The organism is Methylobacterium adhaesivum, assembly GCF_022179065.1.
In the GTDB taxonomy this organism is placed as follows: domain Bacteria; phylum Pseudomonadota; class Alphaproteobacteria; order Rhizobiales; family Beijerinckiaceae; genus Methylobacterium; species Methylobacterium adhaesivum.
Genome location: NZ_BPQD01000042.1, coordinates 1 through 16983 on the forward strand (window position 1 = coordinate 1; position 16983 = coordinate 16983).

Annotated in this window: 14 protein-coding genes and 1 other RNA gene; 7 read left to right on the forward strand and 8 right to left on the reverse strand. The window is 68.2% G+C overall.

Annotation, left to right across the window (positions count from 1 at the left end):
• The first annotated feature begins 57 nt into the window (after positions 1–57).
• The 4 genes from MFF01_RS20665 (at position 58) to ssrA (ending at position 2517) form a co-directional block, all read left to right on the forward strand.
• Positions 58–1482, forward strand: a complete 1425-nt coding sequence (locus MFF01_RS20665; RefSeq protein WP_238228226.1) for an SNF2-related protein — start codon at positions 58–60, stop codon at positions 1480–1482.
• 135 nt (positions 1483–1617) lie between these two features.
• Positions 1618–1797, forward strand: coding sequence for a hypothetical protein (locus tag MFF01_RS20670; protein WP_238228227.1), 180 nt, complete (start codon positions 1618–1620; stop codon positions 1795–1797).
• The gene (locus tag MFF01_RS20675) at positions 1772–2122 is read left to right on the forward strand and encodes a hypothetical protein (RefSeq protein WP_238228228.1); all 351 of its coding nucleotides are present in this window, start codon (positions 1772–1774) and stop codon (positions 2120–2122) included. Before MFF01_RS20670 ends, MFF01_RS20675 begins: the two co-directional genes overlap by 26 nt.
• Before the next feature lie 21 nt (positions 2123–2143).
• Positions 2144–2517, forward strand: a transfer-messenger RNA (tmRNA) gene (gene ssrA, locus MFF01_RS20680).
• A gap of 192 nt (positions 2518–2709) precedes the next feature.
• Here ssrA and MFF01_RS20685 read toward each other — a convergent pair.
• Together MFF01_RS20685 and MFF01_RS20690 are read right to left on the reverse strand one after the other, a co-directional pair.
• Positions 2710–3363, reverse strand: coding sequence for a hypothetical protein (locus MFF01_RS20685; RefSeq protein WP_238228229.1), 654 nt, complete (start codon positions 3361–3363; stop codon positions 2710–2712).
• Positions 3364–3407: 44 nt separating this feature from the next.
• Positions 3408–3794 (reverse strand): hypothetical protein, encoded by a 387-nt coding sequence (locus MFF01_RS20690; protein ID WP_238228230.1) that lies wholly within the window; start codon positions 3792–3794, stop codon positions 3408–3410.
• An 802-nt stretch (positions 3795–4596) separates the two neighbouring features.
• Between MFF01_RS20690 and MFF01_RS20695 the strand changes: the two genes are divergently transcribed.
• Positions 4597–5247: a hypothetical protein gene (locus MFF01_RS20695; protein ID WP_238228231.1), complete on the forward strand. Its 651-nt coding sequence runs from the start codon at positions 4597–4599 to the stop codon at positions 5245–5247.
• A 5-nt stretch (positions 5248–5252) separates the two neighbouring features.
• On the opposite strand, the gene pgl is transcribed toward MFF01_RS20695, so the two are convergent.
• From pgl to MFF01_RS20725, 6 genes are all read right to left on the reverse strand, one after another.
• Positions 5253–5975: a 6-phosphogluconolactonase gene (pgl, locus tag MFF01_RS20700; RefSeq protein ID WP_238228233.1), complete on the reverse strand. Its 723-nt coding sequence runs from the start codon at positions 5973–5975 to the stop codon at positions 5253–5255.
• A gap of 59 nt (positions 5976–6034) precedes the next feature.
• Entirely contained in the window at positions 6035–7009 is a 975-nt protein-coding gene (gnd, locus tag MFF01_RS20705; RefSeq protein WP_238228234.1) for a phosphogluconate dehydrogenase (NAD(+)-dependent, decarboxylating), read from the reverse strand.
• A 160-nt stretch (positions 7010–7169) separates the two neighbouring features.
• Positions 7170–10022, reverse strand: coding sequence for a bifunctional transaldolase/phosoglucose isomerase (locus MFF01_RS20710; RefSeq protein WP_238228235.1), 2853 nt, complete (start codon positions 10020–10022; stop codon positions 7170–7172).
• A 136-nt stretch (positions 10023–10158) separates the two neighbouring features.
• On the reverse strand, positions 10159–12234 hold the full coding sequence (tkt, locus tag MFF01_RS20715) for a transketolase (protein WP_238228236.1): 2076 nt from the start codon (positions 12232–12234) through the stop codon (positions 10159–10161).
• 118 nt (positions 12235–12352) lie between these two features.
• Positions 12353–14224 carry a glycoside hydrolase family 15 protein gene (locus tag MFF01_RS20720; protein WP_238228237.1) on the reverse strand — a complete coding sequence of 624 codons (1872 nt, stop codon included), beginning with the start codon at positions 14222–14224 and terminating at the stop codon, positions 12353–12355.
• Between the two features lie 151 nt (positions 14225–14375).
• On the reverse strand, positions 14376–15044 hold the full coding sequence (locus MFF01_RS20725) for a hypothetical protein (protein WP_238228238.1): 669 nt from the start codon (positions 15042–15044) through the stop codon (positions 14376–14378).
• A gap of 242 nt (positions 15045–15286) precedes the next feature.
• Here MFF01_RS20725 and MFF01_RS20730 point away from each other — a divergent pair, with 242 nt between their 5' ends.
• Together MFF01_RS20730 and MFF01_RS20735 are read left to right on the forward strand one after the other, a co-directional pair.
• Positions 15287–15874 carry an ANTAR domain-containing response regulator gene (locus MFF01_RS20730; RefSeq protein ID WP_238228240.1) on the forward strand — a complete coding sequence of 196 codons (588 nt, stop codon included), beginning with the start codon at positions 15287–15289 and terminating at the stop codon, positions 15872–15874.
• Positions 15875–15898: 24 nt separating this feature from the next.
• Entirely contained in the window at positions 15899–16930 is a 1032-nt protein-coding gene (locus MFF01_RS20735) for a CmpA/NrtA family ABC transporter substrate-binding protein (RefSeq protein WP_238228241.1), read from the forward strand.
• Positions 16931–16983: the final 53 nt, after the last annotated feature.

A 16983-nucleotide genomic window follows, 5' to 3' on the forward strand; every position in this document is an offset into this window, starting at 1 on the left:
ACCACCCAAAGCCCCCGCACACAAGCGGGGGCTTTGTGCGTTTAGGGAACCCTTGTGATGACCGCGCTGCCCATCCTCGTCCCGCGGCCGCATCAGGTGCAAGCAGCCCAGGCAATCCTGGCGGCGCGCGCGGCGGGTAAGCCGGGGTTTCTGCTCGGTGACATGACCGGCCTCGGTAAGACCCTGTCGGTGTGGAGCGCGCTCGCGTGCATGCCCGAACCCAATATCCTCATCGTTTGCCCGAAGGGTGCCATGCCGCAATGGCGGCGCACCATGGCGCAGGCCGGGTTAACGGCGAAATCCGTGACGCTGATCAACTACGAGCGCACCAAATCGCTCATGGCCCCCCCAGCGGCGAGCACGCGGCGCTCGGCACGCGCGAAGAACAATGCCCTGGCCAAGCATGGGCACCTCAAGCGTACATGGTCGCTGGTTGCGTTCGACGAGAGCCACCGCCTGCGCAACCCGACCGCTCAGAAGAGCCTGGTCTGTCGCCACGTGGCCGACGCTGCCCTGTTCACGATCTATCTCAGCGCGACGGCCGGCCAAGCTCCGCACGAATTGTCCTATCTCGGCCGACTTCTTGGAGCCGCTGCCGGCATGCCCTGCGACACCCTTGCGGACTTCCGCGCCCTCCTGCGCCAGCTCGGCATCGGAGGCGCCAAGGGCCGGTGGGCCAACTGGCGCTGGATGGCCAATGCCCGCGACTGCGCCGTGATGGCCGACCTGCTCTATGCCGGGCCGAACGCCATCGGCCTGCGCAGACGACCAGGCGACATCGCGGGCTGGCCGGAAGTGCAACGCGAACTGGCCGCCACCGCCCTCGATGCCGCGTCACGACGGCTCTACGACGCCAATTGGCGCGCGTTTCGGCAAAGCTGGGGTCTGCTCGGCGGCTCTGCGCGTCGTCCGGCCGGGTGGGCCGCCGATCTCCGTTTCCGGCAGAAGGCGAGCCTGCTTCGCGTCGAGGGCACGGCGGATTTCGTTGAGACCTTGCTCGAATCCGGGCAGGCGGTGGCGATCTCCGTCGCCTTCCTCGAAACCGGTACCGCCCTGGCCGAGACCCTGACCCGGCGTGGATGGCGGACCGGCGCCATCGATGGGACACGCGACGCCGGTGCGAATGAAGCCGAGCGGGTCGCCTTTCAGACCGGAGGGCGTGACGTGATGATCTTCACCGTCACGGAATCGATCTCCCTCCATCGCAACGAGATGCCGGGCGGTGACGCCGTGCGCGCTCTGGTGATCCACGATATGCGTCACAGCGCGATCCAACTCGCGCAGATCGAGGGCCGCTGTCATCGCGACGGAGAACAGGCGACGATCTACTACGCGTTTGCCGAGGCCACGGTAGAGGAAGCTATCACCGGCACGGTCCTGCGCCGAATGAAGACCATGGACGCCATGGCGGGGGAGGATACGGCGCTTCTCGAGGCCATCGCGGCCCTCATCGAAGAAACACCGGACGGACCTGATGCCTGAACTTCGCCCGATGCGTGCGATCGCGCAGACGCAGATCTGAAAAAGCCCGGTGTCGCAACGGTAGACGCCTGCACCGGAACGGGTACCCTCGAGAATCGGATTTTACTTTTCCGAGCGATGCCGTAAGGCAAAGCCATGTCAGACTTGGAAATTCTTCTCGATCGCCTGAAGACTGCTCAGCGCGATCTCATCCTGGATGCCGCGAAAGTCCCCATGCTGCCTCCCGACAGCATGCTTCGCCGGATCGCCGATCTGGAAAACACCATCGCGGCCGTCGAAGCGCTCATTGATGAACAGCGCCACGCCCGCGCCTGACCGTCGGGTTCTGGAAACGCCGGACGGCCGTTACATCGTGGTGAGGGGACGGCTCTGGCGGCGCGCCCGACCGGATCTTCCGCCCGCCGAACGCGACCGCCTCGTCCACGATCTCATGGAGGCCCGCCGCGGGGTGAAGGCCGGGCGGCGAGCCGACGATGCCGCCGCCATCGCGACGGCGCGGGCCGCCGTCGAACGGGCAAAGCAAGGGCTGGGCGAGCGCGGTCCGATCTGGTGGACGGATGGGGCGCCGGATCTCAACCGTCGCTTGGTACGCAACACACCCTATGCGGATTGGTACGCGGATCAGCACGAAGCGGAGTGAGCCGCGCTTTCCGTGTGGGCCGGACTGGACCCGGGGCGAGGCGTCACTTATATTGAGGCTGCGGTTGATGACCGGTTCGTAATAACGTTTCAGGACCCGGAGGGCAGTACTCCGGCGCCTCCACCACGAGCCCACTGCGCGATGAATATGCGGGGGTGGGTTTTTGATGGGGGCGAAATAGGATCGACTGGGCGGTAAAGGGATCGCGAGTTCAGTCTCACTTCGGTGGGATACGATGCGACTGTCGGTAAGGTTTCGACCGGTTTGGCGTAGGTAACCCCTATTCCAGGCATCTGACCAAAACTCTAAATGCCAACGATAACGTTGTCATGGATGCCCGCCTCGCGGCGTAAGCATCTTGCGGTAGGGTAACCGTCGAAACAGAACCCGGGGCTTCGGCCCCGGGACCCATTCTTCCGAAGAACCCTGAAACATCAGCCGGATCGCGGACGACGCGAGACCGGTTTTTTGCATGGCCTCGACAGAAAGCCCCGCGACGGATCGCGGGGCTTCGGGACGTCAGGGGTGGAGACCCGACGGCATGGCCTCCGACTGATCGTCGGGGCCATGCCGTTCGGATGCGCCCCTTACACGGGCGTCGACGGGTAGGACCGCACGCGGGTGCGACCGTCTGAGGGGGTGGCGATGGCCGACGGGTTCGGGGCGGCGGCCGCCTGCGGTGCCGTCCAACCCTCGGCGCGCCAACCTTCGGCACGTTCGTCGAGGTCGATGGAGCCATGCTCTTCGAGGATATCCATGACCGAGACCGCACGGGTTTCATCTGCCCGAACCGTGACCAGGGTCCCACCGCGGCGCACGCCCTCGGAATAGGTGTGGGCATCCGTCTCGCTAAGACCAGCCCCCGTGAGACCGCCGGCCAGACCGCCTGCCGCCGCTCCGATGCCGGCCCCCGTGAGGGTCGCGACGAGCCAGCCGGCTGCGACGACCGGGCCGACACCTGGAATAGCGAGGAGGCCCAGACCGGTGAGGAGGCCAGCCGCACCACCAAGAACGGTTCCGACCGTCGCACCGGTGCCGGCGCCCGTTGCGGCGCTGTCCGTGGTGTCGGTCCGATCGCCCACCGCGTTCGGCGCGGTGATGCGGCCTGCGTGGCGGTCGCCCTCGTTGCTGCCGACGATGCTGATGTCGCTATGGGGAACCCCCAGGGCCTCGATCTTGGCGACGGCAGCGCTGGCATCGTCATAATCGTCGTAAAGGGCCGTAATGGTCTGCTGTGCCATGATGCACTCCTGTTCGGATCTGGAACGAATGGGTGACGCCGCGCTCACTGCGCGGCGACGTTGCCCTTGAAGTCGACACCGACCTTCACGGGCTTGCCGTCGAGGAGGGCGTCGGCGCGCCAGATCCCCTTGTCGTCCTTCATCAGGCCCTTGATATCCTTGTAGCCGGCTTCCGTAAGACGGTGATGCGTCTGCGACTCGGTGAAGCTGTTGGCACCCTCTTCGAGCTTCGCGCCGGTGGCGGCGTGGGCGGTGCCGGGCTTCGTGGCATCGGGCTTGTCGGTGTTCGGGCGGGTCACCGCCTCCTGTCCACCTGATGTGGCGCTGGACTTTGCGTCGGGCGCAGGCGTTCCGGTCACCGTGGTCTGGGCCAGAGCCGGGGCGGCGCCGAGGACCGCGAGGAACGCGAGGGTGTGCAGAGTCCGGATCACGGTCTTCTCCTTGTCGTGAGGACCTATTCAATCATCGAGACCGCCCAATCGTTCCGCATTCCGTGACGCCGGATCATTCACGCACGCGCCCATTCGATACTTCGTCGGAGCGAACGACAGTCGATCAGTATATTTTCCGCCATGCGCGTTCATAGGAACGAGATCGCGCTGTCGATCCTCGCTCAAGGTGCTTTCCTCTGGAAATTTTCTACGAATAGCAACTGCACGAATACATCATACGCCCTACCTTTTTCCTGCTTGAATCGAGACATGGCACGGCAACCTCGGCGGCGCTCGACGCCGAACGCGCGGGGAGGCGATCTCCGGTGAGTGACGGGTGCGAAGCCGGTGCGGCAATCGCCGGGTGACGCCGTGCAGGCCGGAACCGGCGCGACGGCACCGAAAAGCAGGGGAGCGTTGGTTTCGTTCACGACCGACGGTGTCTCGAACGGCACTCCAGCTCGGCATCCCATGGGCTCGTCGGAGAAGACGACGGAGCGGTAGACTGAAGTCTTCCGGCGCTGATCGCTCGCAGCGCGTCAACGAAGAAACTTGCGTCCGTCGCGCGAACGCAGCACTTCCACGCGCGAAGGAACGCCGTAACCACAGCGATTTCTAGGGCATTGCCAATCGGCGATACCCACGACCGACCGGTTACCTCTCCATGCGTGGAGTGTGGAGCCAGCGATCTTTAAGCATCCGCGGCAAACTGACGATTCTCGCTGGAACTGTTCAGATTGAGAATCTGTTAACGGCTCATCCCAGCGTGCGGCGGGGATCGACAACGAGAGCCGATTTTCCCATGACCCGAGCCCGGCCTTTCGTGCGCAGCGGCGTCGCCGCCGCGCTCTTCCTCCTCCCCGTTCTCCCGAGCACGGCTTTGGCAGCCGACGATGGATTGGGCGGCCTGTTCCAGCGCCTGTTCCAGCCGAGTCAGCCTGTTGCGATGCAACCGGCGCCCGCCCCCGAAGCCGTTGCCCAATCCACACGCCGGGCGGATGTCCGCCGGGCCGCGCGAGCCCTGAACGCCCGGCCCCGGACCATCCGCTACGCCGCCCTGCCCAAGGCCGAGCCGCTCAAGATTCGCGTGACCGATCGTCAGACGCCCATCGACATGAGTGCGGGAGCCGCCGCCGCCTTCATGAAGGATCCGACCCTTCGCCCCGGCGACATCGTGGTCCTCAAGGACGGCGTGAAGGTCTTCACTGGCGAGCCGGACAAGCACCACGCCGCCCGCGACTTCGAGAGCATCGGGCGCTCGGCCTTTGTCGACCGGCATACGCGCAGCCTTCTCTCGGCGATGGTCATGCCCGTCGGCGCCATGCCGGCGGCGGAGGCCCGGCGGATCGCGGCCCGCGCACGGAATATCCCCCTGATCACCACGATGCCGGTGCCCGTCGAGACCGCCTCCATGCGGATCATCGCGCCTTGGACAGTGGCCGCTTCGAAGTAGCGCGCTCAGGTGTCGCTGGCGGCGCGATCGAGAAGCCACGTCACGGGGCCGGTGATCCGGGCGGCTGGCAGGTCTTCGCCCTCGGCGAGGCGTTGGAGTGGTGTGCGCTTGGCCTCGCCCGTCACCAGCACCAGGACGCCGTGGGCTGAAGCGAGGGCCGGAAACGTCAGGGTGATGCGCGGGACGAACGGGGCGAGCCCCGCCTCCGGCACCGGGGCGACCCAGGCATGGGCCTCATCGATCGCGGCCTTGCCGGGAAACAGCGAGGCGGTGTGACCGTCCTCGCCGAGACCAAGCAGCACGAGATCGAACAGCGGCCGATTCCGATCGAGAGCTGCGGCGCCGTAGAACGCCTTCAACGCGGCCTCGTAGGCAGCGGTATCCTCTGCCAGCGAACCGTTCGCCGGGATGCCATGGAGATTGCCCGGCGGGATCGGTGCGTCGGCAAAGGCATCGCGCACCATGCGAACGTTGCTCGCCGCGTCGTCCCACGGCACGTGGCGTTCATCGCCGAAGAACCAATGCAGGCGCGCCCAGGGGAGGGCGCCGCGATAGTCGGGGCCGGCCAGGAGGGCATAGAGGCGCTTCGGCGTCGATCCGCCCGAGAGACAGACGGCAATGGGTCGATCCGGCGCCGCAGCGCAGAGCGCCGTCAGACGTTCGGCCGCTGCCCGCGCCACGGCATCGGAATCGGCGAGGATTTCGGAATTCGTCGGCAGCGGAATCATCACCGGTCCTTTCGACAATCCCATGAGCCGGGTCGCGCCACCCGCACAGCGGCAAGACCCTATTTCGGCTCCTGGTGCCCACCGAACCCCTTGCGCATGGCCGAGAGCAGCTTGTCGGCGTAGCTGGCATCCTCGCGCGAGCGGAAACGGGCATAGAGGGCCGCCGACAGCACGTTGGCCGGCACGGATTCCTCGATGGCCGCGTTGAGGGTCCAGCGCCCTTCGCCCGAATCGGCAACGAAGCCGGAGAAATTCGTCAGGTTCTCATCGCCTGCCAGTGCACCGGCCGTGAGGTCGAGGAGCCAGGACGAGACCACGCTGCCGCGCCGCCAGACTTCGGCGATGTCGCCGATGTTGAGGTCGAAGCGCTGGCCCTCGGGTAGGTCCGTCGAATTGGAATGCTTGAGGATATCGAAGCCCTCGGCATAAGCCTGCATCAGGCCGTACTCGATGCCGTTATGGACCATCTTGACGAAATGCCCGGCTCCGCTCGGCCCGGCATGGATGTACCCCGCCTCGGCACGGGCATCGCGCCCCTCGCGGCCCGGCGTCCTCGGGATCGTGCCGATGCCGGGTGCCAGGGTTTCGAAGATCGGATCGAGGCGCGTGACGGTGTCCGTATCACCGCCGATCATCATGCAGTAGCCGCGCTCCAGACCCCAGACGCCGCCGGAGGTGCCGACATCGACATAGTGGACGCCCTTGGGTCGCAGTTCGGCGGCCCTGCGGATGTCGTCCTTGTAGAACGAGTTGCCGCCGTCGATGATCACGTCGTCGGCGGCCATCAGCCCGCCGAGCTTCACCACCGTGCCCTCGGTGATCTCGCCCGCCGGCAGCATCACCCAGGCGGTGCGCGGCGCGTCGAGTGTCCGGACGAACTCTTCGAGGCTCGCCGCCCCGGTGGCGCCTTCGGCGACGAGGGCCGCCACGGCCTCGGGGTTCTGGTCGAACACCACGGCGGTGTGTCCGCCCGCCAGGAGCCGGCGCACGATATTGCCGCCCATCCGGCCGAGGCCGATCATGCCGAGTTGCATGGGTGATCTCCTGTCGCGATGTTGGCCCGGTTCGGCCCCAGGTCGCGAGACCGGGGACCCGTCCTCATTCCGACATCATCCGGAGGCGCTGGAGCCAGGCGCAGCACCTCCGGGCGAGGTCGCGGGCGTCCGGGGAGAACCCGGGACGTCCGGCATGGTCTCAGGTCAGCGCCGCCTTAATCGCGGCGGCGACGCGCTTCAGGCCGGCCTCGACATCACCACCCTTGATATGAACCCGCAGCGCCCGCCGGCCGCGCTCGGCCAGCACCGCGAAATCGCCGCGCGCCTGCGCCGCCACGACGGTGCCGAAGCCGAGCTTGCGCCCCGGGATCGACAGGTCTTCCGACGGGTCGGCGGTGATCTGGAGGAACACGCCGGTATCGGGACCGCCCTTGTAGGCCTGGCCGGTTGAGTGGAGGAAACGCGGCCCGAATTCGAGACAGGTGGCGAGGCGGGTCTTGTCGCGCAGGGCCACGCGGGCATCCTGCAGGATCGCGTGATGGCCCGCATTGCGGGAGACGTAGGCGAGGAGAGCCACGTAATCGCCGGGCTTCGCGCGCGCCAGATGAGCCTTCAGCGCCGGGTCGAGGCCCTCGGACGCCTGGGGCAGGGCCTCGGCGTTCTTCGAGTCGGCGTAGAGCGCGATGGTATCGTCGACGTAGAGCGGCGTCTCGGCGGGCAGGGACCCACTCGCCTCGGCGGCATCGAACAGCTTCTTCGTCTCGATCTTGCTCGCTTCCACGTCGGGCTGGTCGAACGGGTTGATGCCGAGCATGGCCCCGGCCACCGCCGTGGCGATCTCGAAGCGGAAGAATTCCTGCGGCAGCTGCTCCGCGTTCGCCAGGGTGATGTGGGCGACGGGGTGGCCCTCGCGTTCGAGGTTGCGCACGGCTTCGTCCTGGCGCGGATCGGCCCGGCTGTCGAGGCGCAGGTATACGAAGAATCGGTCGTGGCCGTAGACGGCCGGGACATCGACGGGCTCGCCGTCGATGGGGATCAGGCCCTTGCCGTCCTTGCCCGTGGACTCGGCGATGAGTTGCTCGGCCCAGGCGCCGAACGTATCGATGCCGGGAGACGCGATGAACGTGACCTTGTCGCGCCCCGCGTGACGTGCGGCAGCCCCGAGGGCGGTTCCAAGGAGCACGCCCGGATTCTGTACCGGCGGCACGGCCGGTCCACAGGAGCGAACCATGGTGCGGGCGGTGTTCAGGAACGCCTCGACGTCGATGCCGGAGGCCGCCGCCGGCACGAGGCCGAAGGCCGAGAGCACGGAGTAGCGCCCGCCGATCTGCTTCACACCGTAGAAGATCTTGCGGAAGTTGTCGGCCTTGGCCGCCGCCTCCATGGCCGAACCCGGATCGGTCACGGCGACGAAGTGGGCCCCGGCGCGCTCGCCCACCGCTGCCTTCATCCGGCCGAGGAAGTAGTCCCGGAACACGTTGGGCTCGAGGGTCGAGCCGGATTTCGAGGCGACGATGAACAAAGTCGTCTCGAGCGCGATCGCGGCCTCGGTCTCGCGGACCTGATCGGGATCGGTGGAATCGAGGATGCGGAGCTTCGGGAAGCCCTCGCGAGGACCGTAGGTCTCGGCCAGCACTTCGGGGCCGAGGCTGGACCCGCCCATACCGAGCACCACCACATCGGTGAAGCCGGTCTGGCGCACGTCGTCGGCGAAGGCCGCGTACTCGGAAACATGGGCGAGCTCGTCCTCGACGATGCGCAGCCAGCCGAGCCACTTGTCCTCGTCGGCGTTGGACCACACGGACTTGTCGTGGGCCCATAGGCGGCGGATGGCCCCCGAAGCGCGCCAGGCTTCCGTCGCCTTCTTCGCTTCCGCAGCGATGGGCTCCGGAAGCACCAGGGTCTGGCCATCGAGCTTCGGCCCGAGGAAGTCGATGCGCTTGCCCGCCACCGCGCTCAGCAACTTGTCGGCGGCATCGACGAAGAGCTGCACGCCCTCCTCGACCAGTTGATCCCCGACCTTCTCGATGTCGATCCCGGCGCGGGCGAGACCGTCCATCACGGCGCGGGCGCCATCGAGATCGGTCTCGATGGCGGCCTTCACCGTGCCGTGGTCGCGGAACGCGTCCATGGTGGCCGGCGGCATGGTGTTGACGGTGTCGGGGCCGATCAACTCCTCGACGTAGAGCACGTCGGAATAGGCCTTGTTCTTCGTGCCCGTGGACGCCCAGAGGAGGCGCTGTGCCTTGGCACCCTTGGCCGCCAGAGCCTGCCACTTCGGCTCCGAGAAAACAGCCTTGAATCGCTGGTAGGCGAGCTTGGCGTTGGCGATGGCCACCTTGCCCTGCAGGGCTTCGAGGGGCGCCTTGGCGTCCGGGCTCTCGAGGGCGGCGATCCGGTCGTCCAGCGCCTTGTCGACGGCGACGTCGATGCGGCTGATGAAGAAGCTCGCGACGCTGGCGACCTTCGAGACGTCGCCGCCCTTGGCGCCGAACGCCTCAAGCCCGTCGATGAAGGCGCGGGCCACGGCCTCGTAGGTCTCCACGGAGAACAGCAGGGTGACGTTGACGCTGATGCCGTCGGCCGTCAGCGCCCGGATCGCCGGAATGCCCTCGCGGGTCGCCGGCACCTTCACCATCAGGTTGTCGCGCGCCACGGTCTTGTGGAGGCGCCGGGCCTCTTCCAAGGTGTCGTCGGTGTTGAGGGCGAGGTAGGGCGAGACTTCAAGGCTGACGTAGCCGTCGGCCCCGTCGCTCGCCTCATAGACCGGGCGCAACACGTCGGCCGCGGCCTGGATATCGGCGATGGCGCAGCCTTCGTAGAGGTCGATGACCCGGGCATCGCCCGCGCTCATCACGGATTTCAAGGCGGCATCGTATTCCGCCGACCCGCCGATGGCCTTCTCGAAGATCGACGGGTTCGAGGTCACGCCGCGCAGGCCGTCCTCGTCCACCAGGGCCTTGAGCTTGCCGTCGAGGACGAAGCCGCGGGCGACGAAATCGAGCCACACGGCCTGGCCCTGTTCGGGAAAGAGAGCCTTGAGCGGGTTCATGCGAAAACTCCCAGTCGTCCGTCGTCGTGAGTCGCCCGCGCAGGGGCGGCACCGTTCAACCATCGTCGTCCGGACTTGTGCCCCTCCTCCCGATGAGGAGGAGAGGCACGTTCCGTCGTTCGAGAACCCCCGAACCCTACTTCTTGTGCCGTGCGATCTGGTCGCGCGCCGCCTGGAGCACCTTCTCCGGGGTGAAGCCGAACTTCGCCTGCAGATCCTTGATCGGCGCCGAGGAGCCGAAGGTGCTCATGCCGACGATGGTGCCGGCCGAGCCGGCGTAGCGGTCCCAGCCGATGACCGAGCCCTGCTCGACGGCGACGCGGGCGAGCACGTCCGGGATGAGGACCGAATTACGGTAGGCCTCCTCCTGGCGCTCGAACAGCTCCCAGGACGGCATCGAGACCACGCGGGCCTTCACGCCCTCCGCCTTCAGGGCCTCGTAGGCGCCGACGCAGAGCTGGACCTCCGAGCCCGTGCCGATGAGGATCACGTCCGGCGTGCCGTCGCAGTCGGCCAGCACGTAGGCGCCTTTGGCGACGCCCGCGGCACTTGCGTAGACCGCGCGGTCGAAGGTCGGCAGGGGCTGACGCGAGAGGGCCAGCACCGCCGGCTGGTCCTTGAGGCCCATGATCACGCGATAGGCTTCCGCAACCTCGTTGGCATCGGCCGGCCGCAGAGTGACGAGGCCGGGAATGGCCCGCAGCGTCAGGAGCTGTTCCACCGGCTGGTGGGTCGGCCCGTCCTCGCCGACCCCGATGGAATCGTGGGTGAAGACGTGGAAGACCGGCAGCTCCATCAGGGCCGCGAGGCGGATGGGCGGGCGCATGTAGTCGGCGAACACGAGGAAGGTGGCGCCGTAGGCGCGCAGGCCCACGAGGCCGAGGCCGTTCACGATCGATCCCATGGCGTGCTCGCGCACGCCGAAATGGATGTTGCGGCCGCCCGGCTCGAACGGCGACAGGGTGCCGGCGCCCTCGAATTCGAGCTTGGTCTTGTTCGACGGCGCGAGGTCGGCCGAGCCGCCCAGCAGATGCGGCACGTGTTTGGCGATGGCGTTCAGGACCTTGCCCGACGATTCGCGCGTCGCCATGCCCTTGGCGTCCGCCGGGAACACCGGAATGTCGCGATCCCAGCCCTCGGGCAGGCGGCCGGCATGCAGGGCGTCGATCTCCTCGGCCAGCGCCGGGTCGGCGGCCTTGGCCTCGCCCATGAACCGCTCCCAATCGGCAAAGAGCGCGGCGCCGCGCGCGCCGATGCCGGCCTGGAAGTTCTCGCGAACCCCGTCGGGGACGAGGAACTGGGCATCCTCGGGCCAACCATAGGCGCGCTTGGCGCCCTTCACTTCCTCTTCACCGAGGGCGTCCGAATGGGCCTTGGGGGTGTTCTGTTTCTTCGGGGCACCGAAGCCGATGATCGAGTTGACGATGATGAGGGTCGGCCGGTCGCTCGATTGCAGGAAGGTTTCGAGGGCTCCCGAGATCGCGTGGACGTCGTTGGCGTCGGCCACCCGCAGCACCTGCCAGCCGTAGCCGAGGAAGCGCGTCGCCACCTCCTCCGAGAAGGCGAGTTCCGTGTGGCCCTCGATGGTGATGGTGTTGTTGTCGTAGATCCAGCACAGGTTCGACAGGCGCAGATGCCCGGCGATGGACGCGGCTTCCGCCGCGACGCCCTCCATGAGATCACCGTCGGAACAGATGGCGTAGACGTTGAAGTCGAACAGCGGCAGGTCGGGCCGGTTCAGGGTCTCGCCGAGGAAGCGGCTGCCCATGGCCATGCCGACGGAGTTGGCCACGCCCTGGCCGAGGGGCCCGGTGGTGGTCTCGACGCCGGTGGTGAAGTGGTATTCCGGGTGGCCCGGCGTCTTGCTGTCGAGCTGGCGGAACTTCTTGATGTCGTCGAGGGACACCGCCGGCTCGTTGCCGCCATCCGTCTGGGCGACGCCCGCGAGATGCAGCAGGCCGTAGAGCAGCATGGAGGCGTGGCCGGCCGAGAGCACGAACCGGTCGCGGTTGGGCCAGTGCGGGTGGGCCGGATCGTAGCGCAGGTACCGGTTCCACAGGGTGTAGGCCACGGGGGCGAGCGCCATCGGCGCGCCCGCATGTCCCGAATTCGCCTTCTGCACCGCGTCGATGGCCAGGGTGCGCAGGGTGTCGATGCTGAGCTTGTCGATGGCGCTGAGGCTCTCGCTCGGCTTGGTGTCGGCTCCGCTCATGGTCCTGCCTTCCTTGAAGTCTTGTCTGAGCCGCCCGCCATGCGGAACCGGCCCTCGTCCCGTGGGGGCCGCCGGCACGACACCGGCTCCACCCACCTCGATTCACACGGCCCGCCCGTCAGGCCGTCACCTGTTCGCGTTCGGCCGCCCGGTCCGCCGGGAGGCAGGCCCCGTTGCTCGTAAGCATGTCCCCGGCCTGCGCCCCCCGCTCCTTCGCCGGTCCGTTGGCCCGGCTGTAGTTCAGGATGGTGTTGACCAGGGTGACGTGGCTGAACGCCTGCGGGAAGTTACCGACGAGGCGCTTGCCCGCCACGTCGTACTCCTCGGACACGAGGCCGAGATCGTTGCACACGCCAATGAGCTTCTCGATGAGAGCCCGTGCCTCCTCGCAACGGCCGAGGCCGATGAGGTTGTCGGCATACCAGAAACTGCAGGGCAGGAACGCCCCTTCGTTGCCGGGCAGGCCGTCCGTGGTCTGGTCCTCGGTGTCGTAGCGCAGCACGAAGCCGTCGCGGGTTAGGGTCCGGCCAATGGCCTCCACGGTGCCGACCACGCGCGGATCGTGCTGAGGCAGGAAGCCCATATGGGCGATGAGGAGCAGGCTCGCATCGAGGCTCTTCGAGCCGTAGGATTGCACGAAGCTGTTGAGTTCCTTGTCAAAGCCCTTCTCGCAAACCTCGGCGTGGATCTCGTCGCGGATCGTGCGCCAACGGTCGACGGGCGCGCCGAAGGGCTCGCCTTCTTCGTAGGAGCGGATCGCCCGGTCGAAGGCGACCCAGGCCATCACCTTGGAATGGACGAAGTGGCGGCGCCCGCCGCGCACCTCCCAGATGCCCTCGTCGGGGGTGTTCCACACCTTCTCGAGGTGGCGCAGGAGCGCCTGACCGACACGCCAGCCGTCGGCATCGCCCAGCAACCCGCGCTGGCGTGCCTGGTAGAGGGCATCGAAGATCTCGCCGTAGACGTCGAGCTGGAACTGCTCCACCGCCGCGTTGCCGATGCGCACAGGCTTCGAGTTCTCGTAGCCGGGAAGCCAGTCGAGCTCGATCTCGGGCAGCATGCGCTCACCGGCGATGCCGTAGAGGATGTGGGCCTGCTCCGGGTTGCCGGCCACCGCCCGCACCAGCCAGTCGCGCCAGGCGCGGGCCTCGTCGAGGTAGCCGCCATCCATCATGGCGATGAGGGTGAAGGTGGAATCGCGCAGCCAGCAGAACCGGTAATCCCAGTTGCGCACGCCGCCGATCTCCTCCGGCAGGGAGGTGGTCGGCGCGGCCACGATCCCGCCGGTCGGGTGATAGATCAGCGCCTTCAGGGTGAGGAGCGAGCGCTGCAGGATGGCGTCCCAGGGCGTGCCGTGGGCGGCGCGGCTCGACCAGTCGCGCCAGTGGCGGTCGGTCTCGAACAGCACCTTGCGCGGCTGGATCGGCGGCGGGTCGTCCTCGTGCGACGGGCCGTAGCTCAGGGTGAAGGCCACGCTCTCGCCCGCCGACACGGAGAAGTCGGCCACGGTGGTCTGGTTCTCGCCATGCAGGGGCACGAGGGTGCGCAGGACCACCTTGTGCGGCCCGGAGATGGCGCGCAGGTCCCCGAGTTCGTTGTGCGACACCCACGGCACGGCCAAGCCGTAATCGAAGCGCACGGCGAGCCGCATGTGCATGGCGACCGCGCCACTCAAACCCTCCACGATGCGCACGAGGTGCGACCCGTCGTTGGCCGGCATATAGTCGGTCACCCGGACGCATCCGGTCCCGGTCTCGTGCTGAGTCTCGAGGACGAGGCTGCCGGCGCGGTACTGCCGCGAAGACTTGGCCGTCGGGTCGGCGGGGCCGAGCTTCCAGAAGCCGTGATCCTCGGTGCCGAGGAGGGCGGCGAAACACGCGGCGGAATCGAAGCGAGGCCAGCACAGCCAGTCGACGCTGCCGTCGCGCCCGATCAGGGCTGCGGTGCGGCCGTCGCCGACGAGCGCGTAATCCTCGATCCGTCCTGCCATCCGCGCCCTCGCCTCAGCCCTCGACGCCTCCTGCCTCGCGGCAGCGCATCATCGATGGCGTCCACCTAATCCCCCGAGGGGGCAGGGTCCAGGGTAGGCCGGGCGATTGCAGGAGTGCCGCAGGGGAAAGCGGCGGGAAACCGCGCCGCGATCAGCGCAGGGCTTCGACGAACTCCACCACCGCACCGCCCAGGGCCGTGACCTGCGTGCGCGCCGCGGCACCCTGGACGCCGACGAAATCCCGCACCCGGCCCACCGTCTGGATTGCGGGCGCGAAGGGCAGGGCGAAGTCGGGCGGAGACAGATCGGGCATGACATCGCCGGACGTCTCGGCCTTCGCGACATGCGGAATCGGGTCGGCCTGCGGCGCCTCCCCACGGGGAGGCTCGGCGACGTGGGTGGTCTTGCCGGCCGCGCTCCGGCGCAGGGTCGCGATCCGGGGGCCGGCGGGCCGGTGCGGCCCCTGTGCGACGACCTGCGGGGTGGCGGTCTGCGCCGCCGCGACCTGGGTGGCTAAGACGAGGGGGAACTGGCGCGGAAAGGCGAGGGCGGCGGGCACGAAGGTCACGGCAGCCTCGGCCTCTTCGACCATCCCCGCAGCAATCGTGGCGACCGGAGCCGTGGCACTGCGCGGCGCCAGGGTGGTGCTGATCGACGTTGTGGGATCCGGGGCAGGCGCGTCGGACTCCCGGCAGACCAGCGAGGCCGCGCCGAGCAGGAGGGCGACGAAGAGAGTCGGGAGGAAGGGCGGCGTCACGCCCGAGGTGGCGTCCATGCTGAGACCCTCGTCGACGGACCCGCAGTGGTTTCGCACCGTCATTCCGGCATCCTCGCAATCGCTCGCTATCCCCACCCCCATTAGCAGGACGGTTTGCGGCGGAAGCTGGGCTATTTCCTTTCACGACGGTAACCCGCCGGCCGGAGCGACGGGTACCCTTCCACCGAGCACCGGCCGGGGTCGGGCGCCTGCCTAAAATTTCATCCTGCTCAACGCCTGGTCTTGCCGAAATTCGGGACGACGTGCGATCAGCAGGCGGCAGCCATCCCGTCCGTCGGATCCCGATGACCGAGCCCTCCCTCACCGTGGCCGTGATCGACCCGAGCCCGGCGCGCGCCGCGATTCTGGAAGAGGGGCTGGCGGCGGCCGGCATCGCCCGGGTGGTGATCCTGCCCGACACCGCCGACTTGCCCGCCCGCGTCGCGGCCCTCAATCCGGACGTGGTGGTCATCCACGTCGAGAGCCCGAGCCGGGACATCCTCGAGCAGATGTCCGGCCTGTCGCGCCACGTCGAGCGACCCGTGGCGATGTTCGTCGATCGCTCGGACGTGCCGATGATGCAGGCGGCGGTGGATGCGGGCATCTCGGCCTACGTGGTCGACGGCCTGCACCCGCAACGCATCCGCTCCATCCTCGACGTGGCGATCCTGCGCTTCAATGCGTTCGCGCGGCTCCAGCGCGAGTTGCTGGAAGCCCGCGGGGAACTCGCCGACCGCAAGCTCATCGAGCGCGCCAAGGGCATCCTGATGACGGCCAAGGGGATGCCGGAGGAGGAGGCCTACCGGCTGATGCGGCGCAAGGCCATGAACGAGAAGCGCAAGATCGCCGACATCGCCCGTGCCATCGTCACGGCGGCGGATCTTCTCGGATGAGATTTGCCCGATGAAACTGACCCCATGAGCCTCGCCCTCGGATACGTGCCCCTCGTCGACGCGGCCGCCCTCATCGTGGCCGTGGAAGGCGGATTCACCGCCGCCGAGGGCTTGAGCGTCGACCTCGTTCGCGAACCCTCCTGGGCGACCCTTCGGGACAAGCTCGCCCTGGGCCACCTCGATGGCGCGCATATGCTGGCGCCCCTCGCCATCGCCAGCGCCCTGGGGATCAGCGGCCCCGAAACCGGGCTCGCCGTGCCCTTGGCGCTCAACCTCAACGGCAACGCCATCACTGTCTCCCGGCCGCTCTGGGCCGAGATGAACCCGCAAGGCGAGAGTCTCGAGGCCGTCGCCCGCGCCTTCGGGCGGGTGGCGCGGGCGCGGGCGGCGCAGGGGTGCCCCCTGACGCTCGGCACCGTGCACCCGTTCTCGAGCCATACCTACCAGCTCCGGCTGTTCGCCGCCCGTGGCGGGCTCGACCTCGACGACGCGGTCCGGACGGTGGTGATTCCGCCGCCCCGCATCGCCGAGGCCCTGCGCGCCGGGCACATCGACGGCTTCTGCGCCGGAAGCCCCTGGAACAGCCTCGCGGTCGAGGACGGATACGGCCGGATCGTGGCCTTCGGCAGCGAAGTCGCGCCGGACTGCCCCGAGAAGGTGCTGGCCCTGCCGGCTTACGCGGCGGCGACCAGCGGTGCCCTGGTGCGGGCCGTGCGCCGGGCCGGCCGCTGGTGCGCCGAGCCGCGCAATCACGACGACCTCGCCCGCCTGCTCGCGGGTCCCGATCACCTCGGTATCGCACCCGCCCTCGTCCGGCGCGCGCTGGCCGGCACGGTGGTGGTCGATGCCGACGGCACGCGGCGGGACGCGCCGAACTTCGTGACGTTCGGCGCGGCGGTCGAGCGGCCGAATCCCGCCCACGTGGATTGGCTCCTCGACCGGATGGCGGCGGCGGGCCAGATCGTGCCCGCGCCCGCCCTGACCGAACGCGCCCGGGCCCTCTACCGCCCGGATCTGTTCGACGCCGCCCTGGCGGGGGGCGACGCGTCCTCCTGAAGGAAGACGTGCCCGCGCCACCGGCAGCGTGCCCGCCGATTGTGCAGCGCGAG